The sequence below is a fragment of the Leyella stercorea DSM 18206 genome, assembly GCF_000235885.1.
Lineage (GTDB): Bacteria > Bacteroidota > Bacteroidia > Bacteroidales > Bacteroidaceae > Prevotella > Prevotella stercorea.
Genome location: NZ_JH379377.1, coordinates 1 through 25,545 on the forward strand (window position 1 = coordinate 1; position 25,545 = coordinate 25,545).

Sequence of the window (25,545 nt, forward strand, 5' to 3'; positions counted from 1 at the left end):
AGGCGGTTTTTTAATTCCGCCAACAGGTTGAAATAATATCCTATTTATTGTACAAAGTTAGTATAAAACCATTAGAATGAAGAAAATTTACTCTGGTTTTACACTAACTTTGCACCAAAACACGGATGTCAGAGATCGCCAAGTTCGTCATAGACTATATCATTTATATTTAGCAAAAATCATCACAGGCCTATGCTTAGAAGCTCCACGATATATCTCCATCACTTTAGTCACACAGTCTCTTGATACCGTGAAGCAGCCACGGCTCTCGGAACCTATCGGGATATACTCCCTATCGCCAGAGAATCTTGTGACTTTTCCTGCTGAATGAATCAAGATACCACGAGTCTCGGCAAGATAGTTGGTCTTGTCAAGCCCACGAAGACGGATGCTCTTCTTAAACTTACTACCCTTTCCTACCATCACATATCGTCCAAGACTGGAGCAGCCGCTACCGACCTCATTGCTGAACTTAGGCTTGGCATCTGTGTTGCCCTTTCCACTGCCGTGCATACAATAGCTGCTCGACACACGCTTTCCATGCTGCAAATCGTAGATAAAGAACCGCTTCTTGCCCGATGGAATAGAGAAATCCACCAGGATATAATAGTCCGTGCTATACCCTCGTCGCTCGCAATAGTCCCGTACTTGCGAGAGATTCTCGCAATCCACCTTGCCATACCATTCCTTGGCATTGACGTAATTCTTATACAATGGCTTAGTGTACCTGTTATAAATGGGAGGCACAAAAGGGATGCTAACAATCAGCAGCAATATGACAACCAGCAATATGATATATATCTTGTTCATCGTTCTCTTGTATGTTTGGTTTATGAAATGTCATCCTTCAATTTAATTTGTCTCTTTGTTATTGCGAATAATATCCAACTGAAAAGCGCGCTGGTCAAGATAGGCGCACAATAGACGATGAAGTTCGTTGCACAAAACCCTATGCCAGTAACCCCTGATAAGTATTGAGTGTTTTTTACCAAAATCGATGCACATTCTTCCGTAGATATACCGATAAATCGTCCCCATACTAAAGCTGTTGCCAAGGCATTCATTATCAGCCATGCAAGACAAACATAGTATAGACGTCTATATTTGGCTTTTTTATACAACGGCGACCGTTCTTTAAGTTCGCCCATTCCCTTCCACGACCTTATGAAAGCAGGCAGAGCGAAGATTACGGGGAACAGACATGCCAAGTAAACGAATATCACTATAAATGCAGCGTTGTACGAAATACCAAGCATAACCGCTAAGTCGGCATTGATGGCACACAACAAGACATACAGATAGTACATATATGACGTTGGAATAGTGAGTATCATATTCGTTTGAACACCGAGACGTATTACATATACGACAATGAAGACCAATCCTACACACATCACCAACGCCTTCTTCTTCAACCATGGATACACGGTTAGACCAATACTTGTGATAGACAGCATAACACTACTGCCCCACATGGTGTCTTCTGCATGGAATGGGCTAAGGAATATATATCCTTCGTTTTCTACCACCATGTGGAAAGCCGGCATTTCCACACCATCTAATCCAGCATTAAGAATCCCATAAAGAAGGATAGCCGCAAGACAAATGGCTATCGGAGCCAACACGTAGTTGCACCGCCATACCAAGATGATGCTTGCGGCAATGGAAAATGCGCAACATATTGCCATTTGGATCGGGAATGACCAATAAAACAACAATGCAAGTAGAAGCAAGATGATTCCCCAAACGATTATCCACCCAAAAGGCAAGATAAGGAGGTAAATACTCCAACCGACAGAAGATATCCAGTCTTGCACCTTCCTAATGGCATCATTGTCATCAACTTTAGTATAATAGTCGGTATTCTTTTCAAGATATTCTCTTACTATTCTGCGTTTTACCAGTTCTTTCTTCAGCGAGTTGCCCTTTACTTTTTCCAGTTCGGGCGCAACAGCCTCAATAGCCTCTTCCATTTGTTTTTTGCGCTGTGCATCTCTTTTGCCGAGCATCTTATGTTGTCTCACATACAATGCTGCAATACAAAAGCCACCGATACCTGCGGCCACAATCAGCCATTTCCAATTAATGTATTGGAAACCGTTGAAGCAGCACCACCATATAATTACCGCAAAGCAAACGCATGGCAAGGCAATTCTAATAAATTTCTGCATATGACACTCAACATTAATGTATTAAAAAACTAAAGCCCACATAGCGACACTCAAAAGAGTAGCCTCATGTAGGCTTTGTCTGCTTACTGCTTTGTTACAGTAGCCTTGCGCGTGTCTACGCTGAACGTACCGAACGAAGTCTGCACCTTGTACACGCCATTCTTTACTGCAACGAGCTTGGCAGTCATACCCATGAAAGAGAAGCTTCCGTCTTCATTCTTGTTGATGTTGTAACGGCCGAGAGGGGGTGTTCACCACGATATGGCTCTTGGTCACTTCCACCACCCCATAAGTAGTGCCCGAAGGAGCATCCTTCACTGTCTGAACCACTTTCTTGGCAGCAGTCTGTACATTGTCGTTACTACCCTTTGCAAAACTTGCTGTGCTGGTTGCTACAACCATCAGCAGCATAATCATTAACTTCTTCATTGTCTTCTATTGTTTTTTAACGGTTTTGTCTTATTGACAATGCAAAGGTAGTGTGGCTTTTCTGAACCGAGAAACTTTCCGAGGTGACTTGTACAAGATGCAGGGTTTATTGTATATCTTGGCAATTATCGCTTCCTAAGCACCAGCCAAGGAGCTACAGCGTGGTGCTTATCCGTACGATACTTTGCGGCTTTCTCCGTGAAGTATGGGGTTCCGTCGGGAGCACGATAGAAACCGCTCTCGTTGCCACCTGTGAGGTATATGGCATCCACATAGCCAAACTCACGCAAGGCATCGGCGAAGTCCCACAGTGTTTCGGGGTGAGGAGTCTCGATGATGCAAAGGCGGTCGTCTGCGGTACGTGCAAGGGCTTTGCGTTCCACCTTGCCATGCAGGAAGAAACGCTGGGGCAGTTCGCCGTTGGACACAAGCACAAACTGGCGGAAGTAAGAGCCGTCACGCTCTACCATGTGCTCGCACATATCGTCAAAACGAGATATGCCGATGACCATATTGCCCTTGGCTATGGCGCAATAGCCAAGACGCGACACATCGCTCCGTTTCTGCTCGCCGTCGACAACCAACGAGCCGAGATACTTGCCCATGGCGGTATAGTCGGCAGTACGGGTGTACATCAGCACACTATGGTCGGCGGTGTCGGGTTCCACAAGCGTCAGTTCTGCCTTCACGTTGTGCAACTCGTAGATGTTAAGCGCAACACCGAGCACAGAGTCGGTTTTAAGCACGACAGACGAAGAACCGTTCTGCGCCTGCATGCTGTCCAATTTCTTGATGTTGTCTTTCGGCGATACCGAAATACTCACACCTATATTATAATAGTAGTTGTAGAGGCGTATGACTTTGTAGCAGCCAAATACAAGCACCACGGTTGCCACAAACCACATGATAGCCAAACTCCACTTCGGCAGCCTACCTCGCTTTTTGATGGGAGCCGACGAAGCATTGTACTCCATATCGCCATTACTCTCTATAATAATCGTGGGTTCGTCGAGAAGTTTTTGCGAAGAGTTGTTGTTATCATCATTCTCTATCGCGAAAATAGGCTTCTCCTGTATGTCGTTACCTTCTGTATATTTCATAATCATTTACTTTTCCTGTTCCAAAATTGTCTTTAACTCCTTGAGAGCTTCCTTCGAAGCTTTTAACCTAAACCCTTGATTCATGCGATGATCCATGAGTTTCAAATCTTGGTTGGTGATGTTGATGGCGTAAACATAATTTGTGTTTACTATCAGACTCTTGCCAACACGCGTAAAGAAATTCTGCTTCAGCTTGTTAAAGGCTTCCACAAAGTAGTGCAACTGGAACGTCATCGTCACCGACTCTCCGTTGAAGAGATGCACGTCACAGTAGTTGCCAGAAGCTTCTATATAGGCTATGTCGTCCGTTGGCACCCTAAACAGTCCAACGGATGTAATAATTTTAAGTCTTTCCATTTAATCCTTACAAATTGTACATAGTTATTACTTCAAAAGGTCATATAATATAGACGCCAAAAAACGAATAATATTATATTGTTTGTCAATAATTCCATGGGTTGCTTGTGCGAGAATACCACCATACGACACCAACTAAAATCATACCAGCCAAAACTAACACTCCAATAACTATTAATACTTTCTTCATTGCTTTTTTATACAAAATTAGGTTATGTATATGCTATAAGCAAATCGTTGCAGATGGTTTGTATGAAATGATATAGAAAATGTATAAACTACACTATTGGTCGATCGGCTCAAAAGCCCGTTAAATATACACAAAATCGGCTCAAACAAACCCGATTATTGACAAAAAATGAGTAAATTTGAGCCGATTAATAAAGAAAGAATATGACAATAGATATAGAAATATTACAGTTTTTACATTATCATCCCTTGGCAAATAGGACAGAGATTATGGCGGGGCTTATGAAAGCTCCCAGTGATAGTACAATGAAAAGGTTACTTTCTGCCGCTGTTAAGGAGGGAAATATTGAGACGGCTGGACGTGGTCCTGCTACGAAGTACAAACTTACTCCACAGGCTCACGTAACAAGGCCTTTGGATTTAGCAACTTATTTTGATAAAGATATTGATGAACGCGAAGTTCAAGAATCTTTCAACTTTGATTTGATTCGTGATGTTCTGCCTAAGGTGGAGATTTTCACAAAAGAAGAACTTGAAGTGTTGAATGATGCACAAATGGAGTTTGAAAAAAATACTGAAGGTATGACAGAATTGGAATATCGTAAGGAAATGGAACGTCTTGGAGTTGATTTGTCCTGGAAATCCTCACAGATAGAAGGCAATACCTATTCTCTTTTAGAAACTGAGCGATTGTTAAAAGATAAGCAGACGGCTTCCGGGAAGACAAAAGAAGAAGCTATCATGTTGCTTAACCATAAGGATGCACTTGATTTTGTGCTTGACATACCAGATTATTTGAAAGAACTGTCTGTGCACCGAATAGAGGATATTCATTCTATCCTGACAAAGGAGTTGGAAGTTGATAGAAATATCCGTCATCGTCGTGTTGGTATCACGGGAACCAATTATCGCCCTCTTGATAATGAATTCCAGATTCGTGAGGCTTTGGAAGATACTTGTACATTGGTGAATGGAAAAGATAATGTTTTTGAGAAAGCACTCTTGACATTAGTGCTATTATCGTATATTCAAGCCTTTGTGGATGGGAACAAGCGGACTGCAAGAATCACAAGCAATGCTATCTTAATAGCAAATGGCTATTGCCCGATTTCTTTCCGAACCATTGACTCCATCGAATATAAGAAGGCTATGCTCATATTCTACGAACAGAATAACATCGCTGCTTTCAAGAAAATCTTTATCGAGCAGTTCTTGTTTGCTGTGAAGACGTATTTTTAGAGAAAACACCCGTTGGCGGAATGAGTCATAAAGTAAATCGTTTAATAATGGTTTGAAATAGTCATCGTAACTTTGCACTCGGAATAAGAACAACTTTGTAGTCGTTAATAATGTGTATTTACACAAAATAGACTAATAAGGATATATGGTAATCCGTAGAGTTCTTGGTTAGAAATAAAAGAACAGAATGAAATCACTGCAAAAATAGTCATATGGTGCGACTATTTTTGCAGTATTCTTACAGCATCGTACCACCCATCTGTTTGTTATATGACGCTATGGCGTCATAAGCATTCAAACGCCCACCCATGCGGTACATCACACCTTGGCAAGCAGTTGGTTTATTTTTGTTCCGTATAATATACTCATAGTTTATTGCAAAGCTAAATATCTAACTACAAAGATATATGTTTTGTTTATTCTCACAAGGATTAGTTAGAATTATCGCCATGAAACAAACTAAAAGTATAACTGTGTGGCGAATCATGTCTTGTTGGTAAAATAAATTCCGCAGAAGGTAATGAGTTTATCTGCTTAATACCAAAATTAAGTTGGTAGCTTACCACTTTATATAGTGGTAGACAAAAGTTTTTGATCCCCCCAAAAGGAGGACTACCAAAACATAAAAATCAAAAGTCCTGTAAATCTTTCGACTTACAGGACTCTGTTGCGGAGAGAGAGGGAGATTGGGTATTATAACGAGATAGACCATAATAGACTGTAAGTTGCTGACAGTCAGGTGATATTTGTTCTTGATTATCTATTATAAACTGTTTCTTTTTAGTGTGTTCGCTGCAAAGGGGGGACTAGTTGGAAAGCCCATTTATTCATTATATCTTTGCAAACATTTACAGATAATACTTCCGTATAAGCGAAGATTAAACGAATAAGATGAACAGCTATGATTAAGATTAATTTTTCGATTAGACCATTTGTTAAACCAAATGGGCAGGTGGCGGTAAGAGCAAGATGGAACTCCAAGAGGTATGAAGTTACATTCATTACTGGTGCATACGCAGATGCGAGCAAATGGGATAATGATTTGCGCAAAGCGAAGCATGGAACAACTCATGTCGTGCGCAACATGTCATTTACCTATTGTGACATCAATGGGAGAATAGCAGACTTCAAGCAGACGATAGAAGAGGCTTTTGCTAAATGTTCACTTGCCAATACAATGCCTACAGCTTCAGAATTGAAAAGTATGGTGAATAAGGCTCTTGGCAGAAATGAACACGAAGAAGCTACGCCTGAAGAAGTAAAGAAGAGGAACATGAAGCAGATGATTGCATGGTTTCTTGATGAATGTGGTCGTGAGAAGAACTGGGATGACCAAGCAAAGGAGAAGTACACTCAGGCTTTTCAACATATCACAAAAGCCAATCCACATATCAAGCCAGACAATATAACGATTGAACACATGTATAAATTGAAAAACTGGTATATCAAGCAGGGCTTTCGTAATCGTACCATTAACAAACAGGTGACCATGCTCAAAGGTTTCTTGAAGTGGATTGACACCAAGCAAGGATATAACGTACCAAGTGCAGTATTGAATTTTGAGACAAATCTGAAGGTGCTGCCTAAAACTGTCACTTTTCTTCATTATGACGAGCTGCTACGTTTTGCCCACTTCGAATTTACTAATGATAAATCAGGACGTTTGACAAGAGCAAGAGATTTTTGGTGTTTCATGGCTTTCACGTCCCTTCGAATATCAGACTTGCTTCAACTTCATACCAATCATATTATGGATGGTAGAATTGAAATGTTTGCCCAAAAGACAGGTGAGCATCTTTATATACCTCTGACAGAAGAGGCTATAGCTATTCTCAATAAATATCGTGGTAAGGGGACTGCTGATGGTCATGTATTTGACATTCCGAGTGCTCAAAAATTGAATGATGCTGTAAAAGATGCAGCCAAAGTTGCAGGACTTGAGCGTATTATAACAGAGGTTTATTATGTCGGGACTGAACGAAAGGAGATTAGCTATAAGTTCTGTGACATCATCAGTAATCACGATGCTCGCCGAACCTTTGTCTCGTGTTCACTGGCTATGGGCATTCCTGCCGAGGTAGTGATGAAGTGTACTGGGCATAGTAACTATAACACGATGAAGCCTTATATTGAGACAGCCACGGAAACACAAACTCTCCAAATGGAGAAGTGGAACAAGAATCAATACCGTAGCCAAATCATCAATCTTTTGGAAGATGCTGACGAGGATAAACTCAAAAAGATATTGTCTTATCTGAAACGAGTTGTGTAGGTTTGAAAAGGGCGTATGTTTTTTTGCATACGCCCTAGTCTTTATAATCTTTTATCTAATTCTTCATTTAATTCTTTAATGAGGTCTGATAAAGCTTCGTATCTTCGACCACTGTCTTTTATATAGTACCACATTTTTTCTTTTGTTTTATACTCTTTTGTCTTATTTTCAGAATTGCCAGGAAAGCTAAAATGCCAACAAACATTTGAGTGGTTGGGAATGTATTGCCTTTTGCCCTCCTTTACATCTGGGTTAAAATCTTCTTCACAAATAAAGCGGATAATACCATATAGAACGCTTTGCCCACCTTTCTTTTTGCTTTTCCCATTTACAACTCCATGTGAGAATTTTATTGTACCTGACAGACAACGATTATTCATAATGTTCACGAACAATTCCTTATTGTCCTCGGCTATGTAATGATTCTTCACGAGATAATTCACAGCAACTTCTATTCGCCTTTCTTCTTTTGTTTTCTCTTTTGGAATACAGATGCCATAAAGATTCTCTCTGTCATCAGTCTCGATATAATCTTTGTCTATTTCTTTGAATTGCCCTAATATAAATTCAAACAATGCCAGATAAAACTCAAAAACATTTACACATTCACTATCTTTGAGTTTAGTGTGGTCATTTACTATCCCATATAAAACTTCTGTATGTTGTTCATAAGAGTAACCCAAAGTTGATATGTTTTCAATTCGTGAGAACCAAGACGCAGAGTCAAATTTTGTCCTATATAAAACAATTTTGTCAAGAGCATTAAAATCCATAGGCTTGGATTCCATGTTACCGACCCAATGCCAAAAAACATAATTAACAAAGTATTTGTATGGTGACTCATATTTAAGCAATGACAATTTGTTGTCTTTTATGAACTTTTGTATACCAAACGAATCTGACGAAATCCTCAAATTATCTGCTTGTCTTCTAATCGCTGCTTTTGAATATTCATCCATAACATCAGGTGTAATGAATTTAATGACAGTTGGTAAAAGCTGCAATTTGTCTGTCTCATCTGTCAATTCTCCAAGAATGTGATGTTGTACTGTATTTAATTGACTTGATAAAAATGCTTCGGCTTCTGTTTGACTATAGCGACTGTTATCAATAAGTCCGCATACAATATTAACAGCACTCAGCACAGAAAAGACATAACAACTGAACTTTGCTGCATTCTGTTGTTCAATATCCCAATCCTCGTCCAAATCCCAAGTGTCTCTATTGAATAAAGACAAAATAAAATCTTTATTGTCTCGTAAGAATTTGTTTGTATATTGAAAATCTTCTTCCATAAGTTCTTTGTCTTATTTGTTTTTGTCTTTTCCGCCCATCAATCTTTTCTGCTCACGCTCAAAGTTTTCCAAGAAGTGAATCTCTACAGGTGAGAGGTTGTTCTTGGTGCGTTCCTTGAATTTGTCGTATTCCTGGTCGGCTTTCTCTTTGGCGAGTTTGGCGGAGATTTTGCCTGCATGGGTGAGGATGTCTTTTCGGGAAATACGGAGGAAGTCATCGAGAATATTTATCCAATCCTTCATATACATAGGGCGATGTTCCTCGGCTTGCATTTCGGCGAAGTCAAGATACAGACTCACGATGCGGTTCAGTGACTTTATCTCTTCGTGGGTGAGATAGTTCTTGGCTATTTCTGCTTCGGGTTTTGTAGGCATAGCTCCAGACCACGTTGTAAGTCCCATAAAGTCTTTCTCAGCATCGGCTCTCTCGTATATTATTTCCGCCGCCGTATGACCATGTATCGAATAGTGCATCTTGTTCTGTACTGTCTTGAAGAACTTTTGTGTCATTTCTACTCGTGGGTCATAGTCGATACTGAGGGCATAAATCTCCAATACCTTACGATAGAACACCTTCTCACTGGAGCGAATGTCACGTATTCTTGCAAGCAACTCGTCAAAGTAATTGCCGCCTCCAGCTCTCTTCAAAAGGTCATCGTTCATGGCGAATCCTTTTACTATATACTCCTTCAGTACCTTAGTTGCCCATATTCTGAATTGAACACCACGGTAGGAATGAACACGATAACCTATGCTGATAATCATGTCGAGATTGTAGTAAGCTATTACCCTTTCAACCTTGCGAGTTCCTTCATTTTGAACTGTTGCAAAATTTGCAATAGTTGCCTCTTCTTGTAATTCTCCATCCTCTAACACATTCTTTATATGTCGTGAGATAGTGGACTTGTTACGCTGGAATAACTCTGCCATCTGGTCAAGCGAGAGCCAGACAGTATCGTTCTGCAACTTCACTTCTATCCGTGAATCACCGTCAGGAGTTTGATATAATAAAAATTGCCCTTTATCCATATATACATTACTTTAATGTCTTGGTTAGGAGAAGAACTTGGTTTAGCTTCTCAACAAATCTTTCATTTCGACGCCAAGCAGCTTTGCAATGATATTAAGTGAACTGAGATTAGGTTGAGCTTTATTACTTGCCCATCTTGACACAGTACACTCTGATACACCCAGTTCTTGTGCCAGCCATTTCCCAGTCTTCTTTTTTTCGACAAGGACTAACTTGATGCGATTCAAATCTTGCTCCATATAAAATTTATTATCGTTTGATGCAAATTTATATAAATTCCCCGAAACTCCACCATTTCACACGTTAAATTAAGAAAAATAGCCCGATTTTGCCACTTTCTCAGCAAAAAATTCTTGATTCTCACTTAATTTCCGTACTTTTGTCACGCTGATTGGAGGCTCTGTGTAAAAGCAGGGAATAGCCAGTTAGTCAAGAAGGCGTATCAAGCTATTCATACCGCTCTAAAATGTCTGGAAAACAAAGAAGAAAGGTACTAATGAATAGAAACGATATGCCCTTCCTTGGTGTATATGATAATGTTTTGGTGCAAGCCCTAATTGTACCCCTACATATCAAACACTGGGGATGGGGCTTTGTTTCTGAACATTTTGTACCACAGGTTTTTTCCAGACTACCTAGAGCGAGGGATGGCAGATTCGAACTCCATCCCTTTCTTGTATCTATATACTAACTGCCGTGAGTTTGTGGAGTTCTATTGGCAAAAAAAGAGTGTGCTACCGATATGGAGAAAGATTCTGTCGAAAAACTTCTTGAAATCCAAAAACTCAAAGAGGCAGGCGTTTTGAATGAGGAGGAGTTTGAAGAGCAAAAGAAACGTATTCTGGAGGAAGATAATAATGCTCCTCAAAAACCTGTTGTAAAAACAAGAAGCCTCTATTCTGACCTTTTGAATCTATGGAGTAAACTTCATAGTTCATTCCGTCTTGACCAAAAGAAGCAAGAAGAGTTATCAATAAACAAATTAGCATTGTTTGTTTTGCTAATAAACATCGTTTCCTTTATTGGCATAATCATGCTGATGTCTCAACGTGTCGTTGCTTCTTCTATGATGACATTGCCTTTACTATTAGAAGCTTCTTTGTTGCTTTGGGGCATTTGGAAGTCCAACAACAAGATTTTGATTTGTACTACGGCAATCCTTATGGTTTTGCCTGTTATGGGATTGTTCTATATCACAGATTTTTATCTAATTGAAATAAAGGATCCTCCCTTTCATGGATTAGAAGCGTTAATGAATAAGGCTTATTGTGCCTCACTTTTATATGCTTTAATTTCTTTCTTATTGATGGCAAGCAATGTCAAGGTTGCACACAAGATAGTAAAAGTTTTGGCTTTAGCAACTATATTCAATCCTGTCTTTTACGGATTAGCTTTAACTGGAGGGCAGGTCGAGGTAACTTATCGTTGGTACAGTGGTGACACCACGAATTATTATATATTTAAAGATGCCGATAATTATTGGATTTTTCTTATTGTCGCATTTTGGGTTACAAGCCATCTTATATATTCAATTCTAACAGGTCAATCATTTAGACAATCTGTATTGTCTGTTTTGAAAGGATGGACTACAATCTTCCAAGTTGCAAAGCGATATAAAAAGATTTGCTATGCAGTCGTAGGAGCGTTTGTTGTTTTCATTATCGGTTACAACATCAAGCATTACTATGACCAAAGGCAAGCTGCTATCGCTTGGGAACAAAAGCAGATACAGGATTCCGTTGCCAACGTGAAGCGACAGGAACAAGAGCGGAAGAATGCTATAATCCGTGCTGAAAGAGAACGTATTGCTGCTATACAGCAAGCAAAGCGTGATTCTATAGATAAGGTTGAACACCAATGGTTTGTCAAGAAGTATGCTAAAATAGGTATCATTTTTACAAATCTTGAAATAACACGTGGCACAAATAATGATGGAACTCCTATAAAAGGTATAAAATGCCGTTTCTTCAATCCAACGAACAAGACTATTAAATATGTAATAGCTCATTGTTACCCAATAAATGGCGTAGGTGATGTTATGGGCTATCCACAGAATTATCGAGGAATCGGTCCTATTGCGTCACATGATTTTGGAGAATTTACATTTGATGATGTATTTGAAGACAGGAATGACGTAATAGACGACATTGGAGCATACTTCACGATTGTCTATAGTAATGGAAGCAGCAAGGATGTAAAATGGAAGAGTGCATACGTAGACGATTTCAAGACATCATGGTTTGAGTAAGATATGGTAGTATTATGGTAAGATTAATCACATTATTTATAATGGTTGTGCTTTCTTCTTCTTTGAAGGCACAATCATTTACCTCATGTGTAAGTGATGCAGAAACTCGCATTAGCAAATTGAAAGAAGTAGAGAAATTGGTAGCATCGTCCATTCAGAACACGGAGGCAATAAAGGCTACAGCACAACAGACTGCCAATCCACAGCAATATATTGATTTTGTTGTGTTGAGGTATGAGAGAAACAACCATAAGATTCAGTTGGCTATTGTTCAAGCAACAAACGAGGCTATAAAAAATCTTTCTGCTTTTATCGGCAAGAGTGAGGTTGACCAAGTTGTTTTGAAAGAAGGAATAACCAAATATTCCGATATGTCAGCCACGGCACACAAATTTGCCAATGAATTGCAAGAAAAGTTCTTTGACCATTTCTCTGCTTATCTCAACAACTATGGGTATGATTGTGAGTCCATATTCAGACAAGATAACATGGACTTGCTTTTGGAATATGAAGTTTATTAAAAAAATACTGACTATGAAGAGTTTAAAGACAAAAATCATTATGTCGCTATTGTTGACGATGTGTTCATTCACCACATCATTAGCTGATAGTGGATATGTATTTAAAGGGAAAATTGGTAAATACCCTATTGTTCTGACTATATGGGCAACAGCTGCATTTGCAGATGGTGAGTATTACTATGTAAGCCAAGGTAAAAATAAGCCTTTGAAACTCCAAGGTAACTATGACACTGAGGGGTATGAGGATGATGTTTGGTATTTTACAGAAACAGTGAACGGCAAGCGAAACGGTGCATTCAAATTAAAGTGGAGAAGATCTGTAGACAATGGTTATAAGAGAATGACTGGCACTTATGTAAACATCAAAGGAAATTCCTACTATGTAAATCTCACTTGTGTTAAAGTAATCAACAATCCTGACCATATTTAGCAAACGATTATGAGCAAATACGAAGAATTATCAAAGCTGAAAGAACTTCTTGATGCAGGAGTTCTGAACAAGGAAGAGTTTGAAGCAGAAAAGAAAAAGATACTTGATGCTTCCGAAGAAGTTAAGCCAACACCAACAAAGAAACCTGGCTTTTTCAGTAAAGAAGCTGCAAGACAAAGACAAGAGGCTTTTGAGAAACTTCCAAAAGCTGAGCAACAAAGGCAACAGATTATGGGTGTGGGAATCGGAATATTCTTTGCAATTTTTGCTTGTATGCTAATATTCTTTGTTATGTTGTTTGGTTGGAGTGGCGTTAAAGCAGGTATTGAAAACTTATGGGGTCGCTAAATTCTGAAAAGTATGGATAAGGAAGTTATGGATAAACTCATGGAGATAAAGAAACTCTATGATGCTGGTGTCTTGACCAAAGAAGAAATGGAGGCAGAGAAGGCTAAAATTCTGCGTCCTACATCTGTTGCGTCTGAAAGCAAGAAAGAAACGGTAGCTTCTAATGACAAGCCACAACCAAGAACTAGTAAGGGAACGCTGAAACAAGGATTGTCTAAAGATACAAAGATATGGCTTATAGCAGGAAGTGTTGTAGCCGTAATGCTCATTATTGCCATCATAATTCAAAATGGCAGAAGTTCAAATAGTCAGACATACGATAATGACTATGCCGTTGCAGATACTGATACTGTGATGGTTGATGATACAGATTATGATACTGCCGTAGATGACAGCCAAGAGCAAACTCCACAAAGCTATGCTGACAAAGCAGAGAATTACATCGGAGGTCTTGATACTGACACTCGTGTTGTTGCAAGTCTAACGGATGATGATCGCCATTGTGTTTATACACTGACTGAAGTTGAAGCAGGTTGGGGAAGAGTAAACAGTTTGTATTGCCACAATCTTGAAACAGGTTCAACAAATCTCGTTTTAGTTCCTTACAAGGTTGAAGGAGAAGAGGACAATGGCGAACAGGTTGCAGATGCTAAAATGATTGGTAACAATCTTTATGTCATCAACACTTCATATCGTTGCGGTAGTAGTGTTGCTTGCTTGAATACGCTCACAAATAATTGGTCATGTGCTGTCAGAGCCAGTGCTGATGCTAAGTTTGTCGGTTCAAACAAGCTTAAAGTAACATATTCAAAACTCGTATATGAGGGAGAATGTTTAGCTGACAACCAGTATGAATATAAAGATAAAGTAATAACATTAAAATAACGTGACCATATGAGAAAGTTATTATTATTCATCGCATTAGGATTCATAATGCTATCCTCTTGCAACAACGGACAAACAAAAGGTGCTGCCGAAGAGATTGATAGTATAGCACTCAGAGCAAAGACAGATACTGTTCTTAGCTTTAATGGTTGTACTATTGGGAATACAAGTATAGATGAATTTCCTGAAGCAGACACAAATGCTGTTGCTACATTTGATAAAGATGCAATAATCACTGTCGATAAATGGACTTATAATGCCAAATATAGATTTGATGGAGATATTGTAAAGTCAGTCAGGAAAAATCATAAGATTATAAATACGGTCAAAGTCGGCTCAATAAGCATTTGTGTCGGAGATTGGCAGTATGACAAAATTGATTCAACTGATATAAGAAGAATCGTAAAGTTATATACATCAAGGTATGGGAAGTATTCATATTATGAAACTAACGATGGTAACTCTCCTGCTTTGTTTCCTAATGACAAAGTTGATAGCCTTTCCCATGATTTCTACTTAACGACTTTTATTTGTAAAGGAAAAGGGAATATCGTTTGGGAATGGGCAAATTGCAGTATATCCATATATCCTGACCCTGAAGTGTGTTTTATAGATTATAGCTCATTCGGTGCCAAAGATAGGTTGAAAGAAGAAAAGAAACTTGAATCCCAAGCAAAGCATCAAGACATTTAAGACAGGATAAAAAAAGAGAGGAAGGACATCCAAAGTCTTTCCTCTTTTACGTTCTATGGTCGTGAGAAATTAGGTACAGTTGTTTTGAATCTGTAGCCATTATTGCAAACGCCATTAGATTTTAGATTATTTGCTATACTACCAGGATTCATCCCAAGAGCTTTAGCGGCATCGTTCATGGTATTAAAATCTTGCCATGTTCCGTCTGGTGCAAAAGCTCTGACTGCTTTACCACGTTTCTGTTGAGCAAGTTTCATATTTGCTCTGGCTGCATCAGGTATTTTGTGGTTTCCCCAATAGCCACCACCATGTGTTTCTCTCCACTTTTTGGCACCCTCAGAAGCTGCTTTCGGCTCTATTCCTTTCATGCGATCAGATTGAGCTTGCCTCATTTCGGGAGTACGTTTTTTGCCTGTATTGCCTTGACTAATTCTCTGTTTGGTAGCATCAGATTGTGTTCTACCGAGATTAGCTGCCGAGATCTTTTGTTTGGTTGCAGCTGTATGAGTTCTGCCTTTTGAAGCAGCACCAATTTTTTGTCGATGTGAAGCCGAGAAGTTCACCCCTTTATTACCAGTTCCATACTTAGCAACATTATAACCATTATTGATGGTATCGTATTTCTCGATATAATCTCCTTCTAAAGAGAATAATTTGGGTTTTAACATTCCTAAATCATAGTAATCTGTGATGACTTCAAGCTCATGGTAAATCCAATCTTTCGTTCCTAATCTTCGTTTAGCCTCGTTGAGTTTCTCATTAGCGTATTTGTCATCAAGTTTCTTCCAATTACGCCTACGAGCTTTCTCATTGACAGTTTCACCTACATACGACTTGCCATGTTCTTTCTCCTTCCCATTATAAGTATACATGTAAACGACACCTCTAAATGGAATAAATTTGATTGTCATTTTCAGTTCGGTAGAAGTCGCTGATACAGAAATGTCATAGTTGTTGTAATCCAATTTGTAGTGTTTCCTCATTAGCTTTTTATATCGAGGAGCAAAACTTCTAAGTAACATCTTTCCTGCCTTTGCTTGTGTTGGTCGAGAGTCAACAAATTCAAGTGGTTTAGTATTTGAAACTTTCCATCCTGTTATAAGTTCAGCATCCATTATCCCAATCAATTCCTTTTTAGGTAATTTGAGGTTACGTTTCCAAGTGAATGAAATAGAATGAAGATCATTTCTGGTAACACTAAAATCAATAAAACCTTTTCCATAAACGGCATCGTATTTAGGCTGCATCTTTTTCTGAATACTTTCAGCCAATTCACCAATGTCCAAGAGAGTGTCAAAAAGCATAAAGCTTTGTTTCTCTGTTGTCATAATATTTAAGTTTAATGTTATAAGCAAGACTATTCTTACTCATTATAGAGGTTTTGGAGTGCCTTAAACCGAGTTTCGAGGTATTTATTTGACACACGTTGTTTTATGTCTTATGGGACGAAAAAAGGGAAGAAAGCCCATAAAAAAGCCTTCTTCCCAATTTGATTAGTCATTATTGCAAACCTCAAACTCGTGTAATGAATAAAACAGATCTTCATTCTCTTCTTCGTGTTCTTCAACGTAAGCATCCAAAGCATTTTGTATTGCATTAACGTTTGGCTCTACATCAATCCCGACAATCTTAGACACAAAATCTGCTGCTTCATCGAGATTTTCAAAATATTCCCAATCCTCGTATGAATCAAGAAAGTAACGCTCTGGGAAATAATCTCCTGAAGCATCGTTTGTGTAAAAAACTCCACAGCCAGGTTCTTGTTCCATAAAGTAAACTTTAATGCTTTGATAGGTCTTTTCGATAATCTGTCTAACACCTTCCTGTTCGCACCATGCCGTTTCTTGATTTATCGTCAGGACATTTCCGTCAAGTGAGAAGTCTGTTATCTCTCCACGACATCTGAGTTCTTTCCAGTTGCCACCAAGTTTATGTACCAAGTTCCCGAGCCACATTTTCCCAAAGCCATTAGGAAGTATAGAAGTCTTACGTTTCTCCATATATTTCAAAACTTTATGCAGAGATTTTACTTCCTTCAAATCTCCTACGCACTTATAAGAGGTATCACACCAATTCGGCATCAGCGACCTCCTTTCCGTCTTTGTAGTGGTAGATAGACAAAGTTTCTGTTGTCATCCACTGCGAGTTACTTAGTCTGAAACTATATTTATCTTCGAGGGTTGAGAGGAAATCTGAAAAATCCTCATACTTCTCAGATGCTTTTAGTTCTTCATCTGTCAGCTCTATAATATTCAGGCAACCGATAGTGAAGTCTAAAATCAATACATACTTTGCTTCCATAATTATTCTATTCTTGTTGTTTTGTAAAACATTAGCTTGCTTATAAATGGATTCTCACGGAATATCAAGTTTCTGGCTGCTCCTTGATTTTTCGCTTCTACCCATAATGTGATGGGCTTAGTTGATTCTTTAGTCCAAGCCCTAAAATACCAAAGGATTCTCATACCATAATCCCTCCTTTTGAAGTTGCATCCTCTGACTCAAAGACTTCTCTACTTTCAAAATCCAGTTCAAAGTCGTTGTTGTCAAATTCGATCTGGTCTGCCTTCTCGATAGCCTCTTCTTTTGAGTTGGCTAATACTGTTACATCTACAGTAGCATAGTAGTTGTAATGGATAACAAATTTCTTCATATCAGTTAATTGTTTAAGCCCAATCATTCACAAGCCATACCTCAATATCATAATTTATAGTATAGCCCTGCGTTTGAAAGGGGGTTTGTAATTCTTGTTTTATTTGTTCTCTTGCCTCTTCTTCCGTAAGTCCATTAAATTCATCCAAAGGAATATTATGATGTTCCGCTATGGCTTCAACGGCTTCTTCTTTTGATGTGTAGATTCCCTTGCAATCTCGATTCGAAAGAGAATGCCAAGCATCAGTCTCGTACACAGGATAAAGATATTGTTCTGTCATACCGCCTCCTTGATAAAATAGGTTAGGTGGTTGAAGTTGGAGCTATATGGACTTGTGGTAATCATCTTAAACCCCACTCCATATTTGCCTTGGTACTTCTCCACGTTCCAATGCTTTCTCGTAGATTTACCGACCCCCACAGAAGTATGATGTGGAAGAAAGTTGTGTTGTATGAGTTGTTTAATTCTCATACGTTGTTCTTCACAATAAATTCTAGCGTATGCTACATTTGAAGAATGAAGAGTTCTAATAATAGCACCCTCCTGATTGTGTATATTCTCTTTCATTTTAAGTTGTATCTTTTGAGAAGTTTATATATTGTTGATTTAGAGAAAGAGCAACCTTTGGAAGTGACAAATCCCTCTTGATTGAGTGTGTCTGCCATTTCTTGTAAGGTATATTCTTCTTTCACGAGAGTACGGAGCATAGCAATAGCCCTCTTGTTATTAGGGTTGCTATCCGCTTTAGCTTTGCAGGTCTTGATGCTGTTCTGGATTGCTTGCTCATGCTTATCCAGTAAATGCTCTGGATTGCCAAGTTTGAATCCTCTTGCTTTCTTTGCCTGTAATGATGCTTTGGTTCTTGCTGCAATAAGTTCTGCCTCGTATTGTGAAATGGCAGATATGATATGCAGTACCATTTTATTAGCCTGGGGGAAATCGCAAAAGATAATTTCCACATCAGACTCCAATAGATTTGAAAGGAAAGATACGCTTCGAGCGAGACGATCTAGTTTAGCAACAATCAGAGTTGCACTTTCCTTTCGACATTGTGATAACGCTTCTTTCAGTTTTGGTCTGTCAGATTTGCGTCCACTTTCTACCTCGATATACTCAGAAATCGGAGTTGTGTCATGGAGGTAGTTATGTATAATTTCTCTTTGTGCTTCAAGTCCAAGTCCACTATATCCTTGCTTTTGTGTAGAGACTCGGAGATAAGCTACATACTTTGTTTCTGTCATTGTTTACTTGTTTTAACATAAGTTCCACAGCTTAGATGTCCGTCTTGTCGGTGGAACCAATGTGAGTTAGACAATAAAAAAAGGGAATACCAGAGATTGTTAGTTTCCTGATATTCCCCTATACCTTAATTATATAGGCACTGTTACACTGCCATTTTTTGTGTAAGTCCGAAGATAGAGCAAATGTAATCGTAGTAGGATATGCCATACTTCACATTCACATCTATAAGAGATACTATATTCTCACAAGATACATAATGATACACAACCTCGGATTCCATAGAATTGTCAGGAGTGATTGTTATCTTGTATCTGTTGTCGGTTGTGTCTTGTTGAACCTTAATCCAACCACAAACCATGCCTTGAACATGAAAGGAAGTACCATCCTCAATAACTTTTACGCTATTGAAGTTCAGTCCCCAAGAGAAGGGTTTTGTAGAGCATTGAAGATAATCATGCCATATCTTCTTTGCAACTGTTTGATTTTTATCCATTGTTCGGTACATTATATTTATCTATCCAATGTTTTGCATCAGACAGATTGGTGAAAAACTTAAACTCAACATCCTCGTCAGCATTGAGTATAAAAGCCTCGTAGCTGTGGTTGTTGAATTTGATGATGTAACACTCGTTGTAGATGATGTGTTTAGCCATAATACTCTTTCATATAACAGTCCTCGCAAAGAGATCCATAATCATTAACATCACTTCTTGTCATCGGTCTGCCGCAATACTCACAATGTCTTACAGTCTCTTCGTGAACATAGCGAGCAACATCAAATATAGATGCCCCACGGTAAGATACACTGACATTACCTTTCTTAGTTGCTTTCTTGTTTGCCATTTCCTTTTAGTTTTGATTCGTACTTGGTGTAAACGTATTCAAGAAGTATGCTTTTGAGTACCATCTTCTTGTCATCTTCATCATATCTGAAATAATGAGGCTCTTCATCACCATATCTGTTTGTAGTAATGTGTTTGCCTCGATATTCTCCTTTTGAGAAGAATGTAGAAAAAGGAACACTGAGATTAGTATCTGTTGAGTCCATCTGGAAATAGATGTCAAGATACAGTGTTCCTTTGTAGAGTTCAACGGCAACGACTGTACTGTTCCAGTTATTGCCCTGCTGTCTGTCTCGGCTGATATAGAGTCTTTTGTTACGAGACTTGCCGATACGTTCTCCTGTCTCCTTTACTATTCGGGTTATTGTTTCTGGAGTAGCCCAAAGTTCAGAGGAAGTAAGTTTCTCTATCGCTTTCAACTTTTTCTGTGGAGCAATTCGAGAAAAGATAAGTTGATTGATGTTTTGTTTCATGTCATTTCTTTTTAATGAAGTATTCAACAGAAGAGTGAACTAAGATATAGTAGTCCTGATTCACTCCACACTTATTCTCATAGGGATTATAGTAGTCAAGTGCTAATGCCTCGTATAGCTGAGGAATATGCTTCTTGATTTTATTTACCAACCACTTGTAATTGATAGGCTTAATCCCCTTCATCTTCTTTTGCCATTCCGAAAGAGTAATATCGGAACAGCAACATTCGTAAGTCATAGGCTAAATGAATGGTAAGTATATCTCATCCAAAATGCCAGCCATCTTCTTTGCGGCTTCATGTGCGCCACGATTTCTGTCATCGTAACCGTAATCATCGCTTGCCATAACTCGGATAGTTGCCACAAACGATTTCATCAACGACTGCTGTAATGTTCTGTGTTGCATACTAACAGCAAGTCCAAACTTCTTAGGATTCCACGACATAGAGTTAATGGAATCTATCAAAGCTTCAGCCGCTTTATATTCTCGGCTCTCTTTCAATATTACAGTTTCCTGATAATTCATATTTTCTGATTTTTAATGTTGTGAAACAAAAAAGCCAGGGAGAAAATCTATTGTATTTGATAATCTCCCCAGCTCTGTAAATACTGGTTGTTATATGGCAATGCTTAGAGAACCTGCCACATCTGAGGTCTTCATGTAGGCAGACAAATCTATATTAGGATTATCTGCCTTAAATGCTTTCAAGTCAAAACTGCTGCGAGTTGTCGGGAGTTTACGAGTAATTCTCATTGTCTCTGTTACCCAACTCCTCACATCCTTCTCTTCCATGTCAGAGAGGAGCTTGCCTTTGATAATATTCAACTGCTCTTCTGCTGATTTCTTGGCTTCGATAAGTTCACGGATTGTCTCTTCTTGTGATGCCCACTCATAGGGGATAGCATAAGGATTCTTGAATTGCTCACCTCGAAGGTCTGTGTCGAGAAGATCTTTTGCAATCTCAGGGGGAATACGACTAAGGAAGATGATTTCAGATATGTGGTCAAAAGTTCCATCTTTCTTCGGTTTATTACGAAGATGTATGATGAAGAGTTTATCTACCTTTGCCTTCTTGTTCTGAAGCTCAAATAGATAAGCATAAATTGAAAGTTGCCAGCGAGCCTTTTGAAGTTTATCTGCTGTCATCTGTCCGTAGGTTTTTATGTCTCCCAAAGAAAAGGTATCGTCAGAAACTCTATATACCTTGTCTATATTGGATGACCATTCTTTGCTATCTGTTACGTTGTATTCAGATGCCTCATGTGTCAATCCATAGTCCTTGCAGATTTGGATATAATCGACTGTCTCTTGTGTTCCATCATTTATCCAGTTATTATCGAAGTCCTCTATCGAAGAATGGACTCCTGTACCATATTCCGCTGCTGCATTAAGAGTAGCCTCACTGATACCGTTAAATTCATCAGGGAATAGCTGTCTTTGAAGCATCCCTGTGATTCCACTTAGCTGTTTGTCGCCAAGCCAATACTCGTGTGCCTCCTCATTGAAAAAGACACCAGAGTTCTTTAGTTCTATTCGTTTTGCCATAGTTATGCTGCTTGTTGAAGTTGGAGTTTACGTTGTGTGAAGATAGCTTTGACCTCCTCATTTCCATTTACTTCATTCTGATGCTGATAGTAAAGGCTTGCAAGTTGGTCTTGGCTAATGCAAGAATTCACGGCTGCTCTAATCCCTGCATACTTGTCGAGGGATTTCTGTTGGGCCGTGGTAGTTGTCTTAGTGGCAGTTCTTCTTGTTGCCGCTTTCTTTGTTGTGTTGGCAGTAGATGTTGTTCCATCGTCTGCTGTGTTGTCAGTTGGAATATCCTCACCAGCATAGACATAAAGTCCAAGTCCAAACATGGCAAGATTCTTCACTAAGCACCTCATGAGTGTTTTGTTGATGTCGAACATTGTAGTGGCTTGAACCGTCTTTTCGGTGTAAGCCTTCTTATAACTGTCCCATACCTGATATGTATAAGGAGTTAGTTTCATTGCCTTGTTTTTTGCATCCATGACAGGCAACCACATTGAGTGAGTAAGGTTATCAACTGTAACCTCAGTGAATACCATGATGCCAACATTTGGGTCTGTGAAGTAAGGTAGGTTGGTGTCTGGATTCTTGATAACTTGATAGGTTGCACTTGGATATGCAGCCTTAAATTCTGCCCAGGCGTTAGCCCAAGATAAGTAACTGAGTTTATCGTTCTCTCTCTTCTCCAGTTTGTCGTTGAGGTCGAGAGAAGATAAAGCGTTGAACATAAGAGATCTACGTTCATCTGCTGTTATATTAGCAGGAATTTTTGGTTTCTTAAATTTACACATTGCGGTATTTTTTAAGTTGTTGTGAATACTAATGATAAACAAAAAGAGAGATACACAAAAATCTTCTTTCGTTGATAAATGTATATCTCTCAAACATCCAGGTCTATTAGTTTCCAGACTTTTAGAGTGAAGGATGTTAGTTGATGAACCAATTCCATTCTGGTGATTCTTTGTTTATTGCTGCTGCGATGCCTTTACTGATTGTGTAGGCGTTAGCTGAGCGTTCCAAAGAAACATCTATGTAATTGTTTTTGTAGTTAGTGAGCAGCATATAAAACTGCCACGCTGTAATCTCGTGACCATATCCACCAAAGTTGTCATCGGTGTAATAGTCTCGAATCATCTGATTGAGTTGAGCCTCTGGGAGTATAAACTCTGGTAGGTTCAAATCTTTCTTCATTTTTGTTGGTAATGCTGCTGCCATTCTTGCACGACCGAGGAATTGTGCCAAGGTCGAGACATCTATGACAGTATCATTCAAATGTTTCATTTCATCAAGGTGCTGCTTGTATTCATAGTTTTGGAACAAAGTCCAAGCGTTCTTATACAAGTCAGCGGTGTTCGTAACCTTTATACTGAGGTTGCATCCATCTGATGAACGTATCAAGCCATTGGTGCAAAGGGTGTTAAGAAATCCGATGCACAATTTCCATGACTGATATTGTGACGAATTGCCCAAGAGGTTAATGTCTGCATAGTTATGTACAAGACAAACCTGTAAATGACATGGGCTTCCGTTGATGTCGGCTGAGACTGAAGGAATTTCAATCATAGCCATCATACGTTGAAAGTATGAATCTGTTTCTTCGGGGCGTAGGTTTTGAACCATCTTGCCAGCACCGAAACGGTTTCGTAGTTTCATTTCGTGTGATACTCTGACGATTGGAGCGTTTATCTGCTGTCCGTCAAAGTAAGTACTAATAGCATCAGTGATAGTTGATATGCCTTCAACATGACTGATTGTTTCTACGTTGTCCCTTGAAAATACCGGGGTCAACATATCTGATAGAGCATCCATTTCGATTGGCTGTGTATTGCCTATAATAAATGGAGTTCTTGTTTCTTCTGCCTCATTATAATTGATTTCGTTGTTAGAGGCAATTACAGTAGCTTCTTCTTTCATTGTTTTTGGTTTAGAAGGTTATGCTATTGAGAAAAAGTTGATTCGTGGAAAAACTGGAAAGCGTATAATCTTTGCCTTCATGTTTCTCACGAGTGTAACAGAACCATTCTTATTGATTGCTCTGATGATAAGTTCTGATTTTGTCTTGTTCATATTTATTACATTTTGAACAGTTAGAACTATGGGAGCCTCCAGACTTAATTTTGCTGGTTGCTCCCGATAACTTTTTGTACCCTTTGAAGAAAAATGTTATAGCTTCTAATAGGGCGATAATTGTGTCAAGACTTTCGTTTCTAGTCACATACGGTCTCGACTTTTGTTGCGTCGGTAGGCATTACTGGCATTACTGACTTTTTGTTGTTTTTGTACTTGCCGTAGATGGTTTTTCCAAGGTCTGCGGCTTCAATTAAAGTGACTGCTACACATAGTACTCGGTAGCTAATCACAAGAGTTTTTTTGATGTTCATATTTTCTGATATTTTACGTTAAAAAATTTATATTGTTTTGTCTATTATTAGTAAGGCTTTGAGGTGATGATAGAAAAGACAAAAAAAAGAGGTTCAAAAAACACTTTGTTTTTGACCTCATAAATAAAACTTCAAGCATCAGCCCGACCTGTAGAATAGTAGCTCCTTGAGTACCATAATCCCAGCCGAAGCCAAAGTTCATGTTGTTCCAAATTCATCATCTGGCAATCCCTTCTTTATGCTTTGAAGATCGTCAAGAATTTTGTCCTGACGATTTGATATTTTTACATTCAATAATAAGAGTATCAAGGCTTTACAAACGTTCATTTTTATACCACCCACAAAAACAGGCAAAAATGAACAAAAAGCCTTATATATGTAACAAAGTCAAAAGTAACGATTATGTTTGAATATATGTTTTCCCTTGTTACCGATGAATTTAGAGTAGTTGGTGAAGGACAGGAGACTCAACACTCCAAGGAACAGAACAAGGTTGAGAAATCAGTAAAAGGCAAGTATATAAGAGACCTTGAAGCACTCAGAGATAATGGATATTCTCTTACCTCTGGAAGTAATATTGAGATTAGCTTACAAGACATTTTGAAGATTTGCCCTAGAGACAGAAGAAGAGTAGATGCCTATAACTCTTTGAAGGCATATCTCAATGAAGAGTTTGGTTGTACTCTTTGTATCACATCGCAAAAAACTAAAGGAAAGGAGGATTAACTATGAAATTTTTAATGCAGGGAATTGAAATTGATACAACTAAGGTGAAGTACAAGCCAGTCTTGGAAGATGTACTTTTGATGGTCACTAAAACTTATTATCCAGATATAAAACTAAGTAAGGTTGAATATGATTTCGACGAGAAGAAAAATTCTGTCATCCTTACATTTTACAGAGAAACAAAATATCATCTTCTTGGTGATATTAAAGATGTGGATGCCAAATTGATTACAGGACTTCCAGAAGATGTTTTTTATCCTACTCCTGGCAAAAACTACTTCTTCTTGTTAGGATATGCAGATGGATATTATATTGAGCAAAAGGATATTAAAGATGAATTTATATCCTGTCAAGCTATAGAAGATGTTAAGGATGTTTGCTTCAGTACATCTGACAGTTACTTGAAGATTATGATTTATGGGAAGTAAAAAAAGAGGGGAAGATTAGCTCAGTACTGAATCGAGAGTGTAAAATAAACTGTGTCAGGCTA

Annotated in this window: 33 protein-coding genes; 10 read left to right on the plus strand and 23 right to left on the minus strand. The window is 38.7% G+C overall.

Features of this window, described 5'->3' with window-relative positions; all coding sequences use genetic code 11:
• Positions 1–159: 159 nt before the first annotated feature.
• The 5 genes from HMPREF0673_RS02465 to HMPREF0673_RS02485 form a co-directional block, all read right to left on the minus strand.
• Positions 160–714: a murein L,D-transpeptidase catalytic domain-containing protein gene (locus tag HMPREF0673_RS02465; RefSeq protein ID WP_172633634.1), complete on the minus strand. Its 555-nt coding sequence runs from the start codon at positions 712–714 to the stop codon at positions 160–162.
• A 116-nt stretch (positions 715–830) separates the two neighbouring features.
• Positions 831–2,171, minus strand: coding sequence for a hypothetical protein (locus HMPREF0673_RS02470; RefSeq protein WP_007897493.1), 1,341 nt, complete (start codon positions 2,169–2,171; stop codon positions 831–833).
• 213 nt (positions 2,172–2,384) lie between these two features.
• A complete protein-coding gene (locus HMPREF0673_RS02475) occupies positions 2,385–2,600 on the minus strand; it encodes a hypothetical protein (RefSeq protein ID WP_007897494.1) in 216 nt (71 codons plus the stop codon).
• Positions 2,601–2,725: 125 nt separating this feature from the next.
• On the minus strand, positions 2,726–3,700 hold the full coding sequence (locus HMPREF0673_RS13300; protein WP_172633635.1) for a phosphodiester glycosidase family protein: 975 nt from the start codon (positions 3,698–3,700) through the stop codon (positions 2,726–2,728).
• Positions 3,701–3,706: 6 nt separating this feature from the next.
• Positions 3,707–4,057, minus strand: a complete 351-nt coding sequence (locus HMPREF0673_RS02485; RefSeq protein WP_007897496.1) for a LytTR family DNA-binding domain-containing protein — start codon at positions 4,055–4,057, stop codon at positions 3,707–3,709.
• Between the two features lie 393 nt (positions 4,058–4,450).
• On the opposite strand from HMPREF0673_RS02485, the gene HMPREF0673_RS02490 reads away from it, so the two are divergent.
• Both HMPREF0673_RS02490 and HMPREF0673_RS02495 read left to right on the plus strand, forming a co-directional pair.
• Positions 4,451–5,485, plus strand: coding sequence for a Fic family protein (locus HMPREF0673_RS02490; RefSeq protein ID WP_007897497.1), 1,035 nt, complete (start codon positions 4,451–4,453; stop codon positions 5,483–5,485).
• Positions 5,486–6,386: 901 nt separating this feature from the next.
• Positions 6,387–7,757, plus strand: coding sequence for a tyrosine-type recombinase/integrase (locus HMPREF0673_RS02495; protein ID WP_007897499.1), 1,371 nt, complete (start codon positions 6,387–6,389; stop codon positions 7,755–7,757).
• 41 nt (positions 7,758–7,798) lie between these two features.
• On the opposite strand, the gene HMPREF0673_RS02500 is transcribed toward HMPREF0673_RS02495, so the two are convergent.
• From HMPREF0673_RS02500 to HMPREF0673_RS02510, 3 genes are read right to left on the minus strand one after another with little or no spacing between them, the layout of a single operon-like run.
• Entirely contained in the window at positions 7,799–9,052 is a 1,254-nt protein-coding gene (locus tag HMPREF0673_RS02500) for a hypothetical protein (protein ID WP_007897500.1), read from the minus strand.
• A gap of 12 nt (positions 9,053–9,064) precedes the next feature.
• Positions 9,065–10,081 carry a virulence RhuM family protein gene (locus tag HMPREF0673_RS02505; RefSeq protein WP_007897502.1) on the minus strand — a complete coding sequence of 339 codons (1,017 nt, stop codon included), beginning with the start codon at positions 10,079–10,081 and terminating at the stop codon, positions 9,065–9,067.
• Positions 10,082–10,123: 42 nt separating this feature from the next.
• Positions 10,124–10,321, minus strand: a complete 198-nt coding sequence (locus HMPREF0673_RS02510) for a helix-turn-helix transcriptional regulator (protein WP_007897504.1) — start codon at positions 10,319–10,321, stop codon at positions 10,124–10,126.
• Positions 10,322–10,824: 503 nt separating this feature from the next.
• Here HMPREF0673_RS02510 and HMPREF0673_RS02515 point away from each other — a divergent pair.
• The 6 genes from HMPREF0673_RS02515 to HMPREF0673_RS02540 are packed head-to-tail and all read left to right on the plus strand — an operon-like array spanning position 10,825 to position 15,207.
• Positions 10,825–12,330, plus strand: coding sequence for an SHOCT domain-containing protein (locus HMPREF0673_RS02515; RefSeq protein ID WP_007897505.1), 1,506 nt, complete (start codon positions 10,825–10,827; stop codon positions 12,328–12,330).
• Positions 12,331–12,344: 14 nt separating this feature from the next.
• Positions 12,345–12,851, plus strand: coding sequence for a hypothetical protein (locus tag HMPREF0673_RS02520; protein WP_007897507.1), 507 nt, complete (start codon positions 12,345–12,347; stop codon positions 12,849–12,851).
• A gap of 13 nt (positions 12,852–12,864) precedes the next feature.
• Positions 12,865–13,281 (plus strand): hypothetical protein, encoded by a 417-nt coding sequence (locus HMPREF0673_RS02525; protein WP_157591608.1) that lies wholly within the window; start codon positions 12,865–12,867, stop codon positions 13,279–13,281.
• A 9-nt stretch (positions 13,282–13,290) separates the two neighbouring features.
• A complete protein-coding gene (locus tag HMPREF0673_RS02530; protein ID WP_007897511.1) occupies positions 13,291–13,629 on the plus strand; it encodes an SHOCT domain-containing protein in 339 nt (112 codons plus the stop codon).
• Between the two features lie 12 nt (positions 13,630–13,641).
• Entirely contained in the window at positions 13,642–14,514 is an 873-nt protein-coding gene (locus tag HMPREF0673_RS02535; RefSeq protein ID WP_007897513.1) for an SHOCT domain-containing protein, read from the plus strand.
• A gap of 9 nt (positions 14,515–14,523) precedes the next feature.
• Positions 14,524–15,207, plus strand: coding sequence for a hypothetical protein (locus HMPREF0673_RS02540; protein WP_007897515.1), 684 nt, complete (start codon positions 14,524–14,526; stop codon positions 15,205–15,207).
• A 53-nt stretch (positions 15,208–15,260) separates the two neighbouring features.
• On the opposite strand, the gene HMPREF0673_RS13305 is transcribed toward HMPREF0673_RS02540, so the two are convergent.
• From HMPREF0673_RS13305 to HMPREF0673_RS14080, 15 genes are all read right to left on the minus strand, one after another.
• Positions 15,261–16,535 (minus strand): NUMOD3 domain-containing DNA-binding protein, encoded by a 1,275-nt coding sequence (locus HMPREF0673_RS13305; RefSeq protein ID WP_007897516.1) that lies wholly within the window; start codon positions 16,533–16,535, stop codon positions 15,261–15,263.
• 165 nt (positions 16,536–16,700) lie between these two features.
• A complete protein-coding gene (locus tag HMPREF0673_RS02550; RefSeq protein ID WP_245544219.1) occupies positions 16,701–17,207 on the minus strand; it encodes a hypothetical protein in 507 nt (168 codons plus the stop codon).
• Between the two features lie 64 nt (positions 17,208–17,271).
• Positions 17,272–17,508, minus strand: a complete 237-nt coding sequence (locus HMPREF0673_RS02555; RefSeq protein ID WP_007897525.1) for a hypothetical protein — start codon at positions 17,506–17,508, stop codon at positions 17,272–17,274.
• Between the two features lie 160 nt (positions 17,509–17,668).
• Positions 17,669–17,860, minus strand: coding sequence for a hypothetical protein (locus tag HMPREF0673_RS02560; RefSeq protein ID WP_040596251.1), 192 nt, complete (start codon positions 17,858–17,860; stop codon positions 17,669–17,671).
• Between the two features lie 13 nt (positions 17,861–17,873).
• Positions 17,874–18,140 (minus strand): hypothetical protein, encoded by a 267-nt coding sequence (locus HMPREF0673_RS02565; protein ID WP_007897528.1) that lies wholly within the window; start codon positions 18,138–18,140, stop codon positions 17,874–17,876.
• Positions 18,141–18,423: 283 nt separating this feature from the next.
• Positions 18,424–19,101 carry a recombinase family protein gene (locus HMPREF0673_RS02575; RefSeq protein WP_007897530.1) on the minus strand — a complete coding sequence of 226 codons (678 nt, stop codon included), beginning with the start codon at positions 19,099–19,101 and terminating at the stop codon, positions 18,424–18,426.
• 143 nt (positions 19,102–19,244) lie between these two features.
• Complete coding sequence (locus HMPREF0673_RS02580) at positions 19,245–19,595, minus strand: hypothetical protein (RefSeq protein WP_007897531.1); 351 nt, start codon at positions 19,593–19,595, stop codon at positions 19,245–19,247.
• Entirely contained in the window at positions 19,588–19,755 is a 168-nt protein-coding gene (locus HMPREF0673_RS14070; protein ID WP_007897532.1) for a hypothetical protein, read from the minus strand. Before HMPREF0673_RS14070 ends, HMPREF0673_RS02580 begins: the two co-directional genes overlap by 8 nt.
• A complete protein-coding gene (locus HMPREF0673_RS14075; RefSeq protein ID WP_157591609.1) occupies positions 19,748–19,945 on the minus strand; it encodes a hypothetical protein in 198 nt (65 codons plus the stop codon). The genes HMPREF0673_RS14070 and HMPREF0673_RS14075 overlap by 8 nt, the downstream gene beginning before the upstream one ends.
• Positions 19,923–20,417, minus strand: a complete 495-nt coding sequence (locus HMPREF0673_RS02585; protein ID WP_007897533.1) for a hypothetical protein — start codon at positions 20,415–20,417, stop codon at positions 19,923–19,925. Before HMPREF0673_RS02585 ends, HMPREF0673_RS14075 begins: the two co-directional genes overlap by 23 nt.
• A gap of 241 nt (positions 20,418–20,658) precedes the next feature.
• Entirely contained in the window at positions 20,659–20,943 is a 285-nt protein-coding gene (locus tag HMPREF0673_RS02595; RefSeq protein ID WP_007897535.1) for a hypothetical protein, read from the minus strand.
• A gap of 90 nt (positions 20,944–21,033) precedes the next feature.
• Positions 21,034–21,963 (minus strand): hypothetical protein, encoded by a 930-nt coding sequence (locus HMPREF0673_RS02600; RefSeq protein ID WP_007897537.1) that lies wholly within the window; start codon positions 21,961–21,963, stop codon positions 21,034–21,036.
• A 2-nt stretch (positions 21,964–21,965) separates the two neighbouring features.
• The gene (locus HMPREF0673_RS02605; RefSeq protein WP_007897538.1) at positions 21,966–22,739 is read right to left on the minus strand and encodes a Sak single strand annealing protein; all 774 of its coding nucleotides are present in this window, start codon (positions 22,737–22,739) and stop codon (positions 21,966–21,968) included.
• 136 nt (positions 22,740–22,875) lie between these two features.
• Positions 22,876–23,862, minus strand: a complete 987-nt coding sequence (locus tag HMPREF0673_RS02610) for a DUF3871 family protein (RefSeq protein WP_007897540.1) — start codon at positions 23,860–23,862, stop codon at positions 22,876–22,878.
• A gap of 293 nt (positions 23,863–24,155) precedes the next feature.
• Entirely contained in the window at positions 24,156–24,329 is a 174-nt protein-coding gene (locus HMPREF0673_RS14080; RefSeq protein WP_007897544.1) for a hypothetical protein, read from the minus strand.
• A 402-nt stretch (positions 24,330–24,731) separates the two neighbouring features.
• On the opposite strand from HMPREF0673_RS14080, the gene HMPREF0673_RS02615 reads away from it, so the two are divergent.
• Both HMPREF0673_RS02615 and HMPREF0673_RS02620 read left to right on the plus strand, forming a co-directional pair.
• Positions 24,732–25,055 carry a hypothetical protein gene (locus tag HMPREF0673_RS02615; protein WP_007897546.1) on the plus strand — a complete coding sequence of 108 codons (324 nt, stop codon included), beginning with the start codon at positions 24,732–24,734 and terminating at the stop codon, positions 25,053–25,055.
• Positions 25,056–25,057: 2 nt separating this feature from the next.
• Complete coding sequence (locus tag HMPREF0673_RS02620) at positions 25,058–25,483, plus strand: hypothetical protein (RefSeq protein WP_007897553.1); 426 nt, start codon at positions 25,058–25,060, stop codon at positions 25,481–25,483.
• The last annotated feature ends 62 nt before the right edge of the window (positions 25,484–25,545 follow it).

Coding starts and splice junctions, on each gene's coding strand:
- HMPREF0673_RS02525 (WP_157591608.1), top strand. CDS start 12,865: ATGAAGAGTTTAAAGACAAAAATCATTATGTCGCTATTGTTGACGATG.
- HMPREF0673_RS02485 (WP_007897496.1), bottom strand. CDS start 4,057: ATGGAAAGACTTAAAATTATTACATCCGTTGGACTGTTTAGGGTGCCA.
- HMPREF0673_RS02550 (WP_245544219.1), bottom strand. CDS start 17,207: ATGGAGAAACGTAAGACTTCTATACTTCCTAATGGCTTTGGGAAAATG.
- HMPREF0673_RS14070 (WP_007897532.1), bottom strand. CDS start 19,755: ATGGCTAAACACATCATCTACAACGAGTGTTACATCATCAAATTCAAC.
- HMPREF0673_RS02475 (WP_007897494.1), bottom strand. CDS start 2,600: ATGAAGAAGTTAATGATTATGCTGCTGATGGTTGTAGCAACCAGCACA.
- HMPREF0673_RS02575 (WP_007897530.1), bottom strand. CDS start 19,101: ATGACAGAAACAAAGTATGTAGCTTATCTCCGAGTCTCTACACAAAAG.
- HMPREF0673_RS02560 (WP_040596251.1), bottom strand. CDS start 17,860: ATGAAGAAATTTGTTATCCATTACAACTACTATGCTACTGTAGATGTA.
- HMPREF0673_RS02470 (WP_007897493.1), bottom strand. CDS start 2,171: ATGCAGAAATTTATTAGAATTGCCTTGCCATGCGTTTGCTTTGCGGTA.
- HMPREF0673_RS02505 (WP_007897502.1), bottom strand. CDS start 10,081: ATGGATAAAGGGCAATTTTTATTATATCAAACTCCTGACGGTGATTCA.
- HMPREF0673_RS14075 (WP_157591609.1), bottom strand. CDS start 19,945: ATGGCAAACAAGAAAGCAACTAAGAAAGGTAATGTCAGTGTATCTTAC.
- HMPREF0673_RS02515 (WP_007897505.1), top strand. CDS start 10,825: ATGGAGAAAGATTCTGTCGAAAAACTTCTTGAAATCCAAAAACTCAAA.
- HMPREF0673_RS02495 (WP_007897499.1), top strand. CDS start 6,387: ATGATTAAGATTAATTTTTCGATTAGACCATTTGTTAAACCAAATGGG.
- HMPREF0673_RS02580 (WP_007897531.1), bottom strand. CDS start 19,595: ATGGATAAAAATCAAACAGTTGCAAAGAAGATATGGCATGATTATCTT.
- HMPREF0673_RS02500 (WP_007897500.1), bottom strand. CDS start 9,052: ATGGAAGAAGATTTTCAATATACAAACAAATTCTTACGAGACAATAAA.
- HMPREF0673_RS02565 (WP_007897528.1), bottom strand. CDS start 18,140: ATGACAGAACAATATCTTTATCCTGTGTACGAGACTGATGCTTGGCAT.
- HMPREF0673_RS02520 (WP_007897507.1), top strand. CDS start 12,345: ATGGTAAGATTAATCACATTATTTATAATGGTTGTGCTTTCTTCTTCT.
- HMPREF0673_RS02595 (WP_007897535.1), bottom strand. CDS start 20,943: ATGAATTATCAGGAAACTGTAATATTGAAAGAGAGCCGAGAATATAAA.
- HMPREF0673_RS02490 (WP_007897497.1), top strand. CDS start 4,451: ATGACAATAGATATAGAAATATTACAGTTTTTACATTATCATCCCTTG.
- HMPREF0673_RS13300 (WP_172633635.1), bottom strand. CDS start 3,700: ATGAAATATACAGAAGGTAACGACATACAGGAGAAGCCTATTTTCGCG.
- HMPREF0673_RS02535 (WP_007897513.1), top strand. CDS start 13,642: ATGGATAAGGAAGTTATGGATAAACTCATGGAGATAAAGAAACTCTAT.
- HMPREF0673_RS02510 (WP_007897504.1), bottom strand. CDS start 10,321: ATGGAGCAAGATTTGAATCGCATCAAGTTAGTCCTTGTCGAAAAAAAG.
- HMPREF0673_RS02540 (WP_007897515.1), top strand. CDS start 14,524: ATGAGAAAGTTATTATTATTCATCGCATTAGGATTCATAATGCTATCC.
- HMPREF0673_RS02620 (WP_007897553.1), top strand. CDS start 25,058: ATGAAATTTTTAATGCAGGGAATTGAAATTGATACAACTAAGGTGAAG.
- HMPREF0673_RS14080 (WP_007897544.1), bottom strand. CDS start 24,329: ATGAACATCAAAAAAACTCTTGTGATTAGCTACCGAGTACTATGTGTA.
- HMPREF0673_RS02600 (WP_007897537.1), bottom strand. CDS start 21,963: ATGGCAAAACGAATAGAACTAAAGAACTCTGGTGTCTTTTTCAATGAG.
- HMPREF0673_RS02555 (WP_007897525.1), bottom strand. CDS start 17,508: ATGGAAGCAAAGTATGTATTGATTTTAGACTTCACTATCGGTTGCCTG.
- HMPREF0673_RS02615 (WP_007897546.1), top strand. CDS start 24,732: ATGTTTGAATATATGTTTTCCCTTGTTACCGATGAATTTAGAGTAGTT.
- HMPREF0673_RS02530 (WP_007897511.1), top strand. CDS start 13,291: ATGAGCAAATACGAAGAATTATCAAAGCTGAAAGAACTTCTTGATGCA.
- HMPREF0673_RS02605 (WP_007897538.1), bottom strand. CDS start 22,739: ATGTGTAAATTTAAGAAACCAAAAATTCCTGCTAATATAACAGCAGAT.
- HMPREF0673_RS02585 (WP_007897533.1), bottom strand. CDS start 20,417: ATGAAACAAAACATCAATCAACTTATCTTTTCTCGAATTGCTCCACAG.
- HMPREF0673_RS13305 (WP_007897516.1), bottom strand. CDS start 16,535: ATGACAACAGAGAAACAAAGCTTTATGCTTTTTGACACTCTCTTGGAC.
- HMPREF0673_RS02610 (WP_007897540.1), bottom strand. CDS start 23,862: ATGAAAGAAGAAGCTACTGTAATTGCCTCTAACAACGAAATCAATTAT.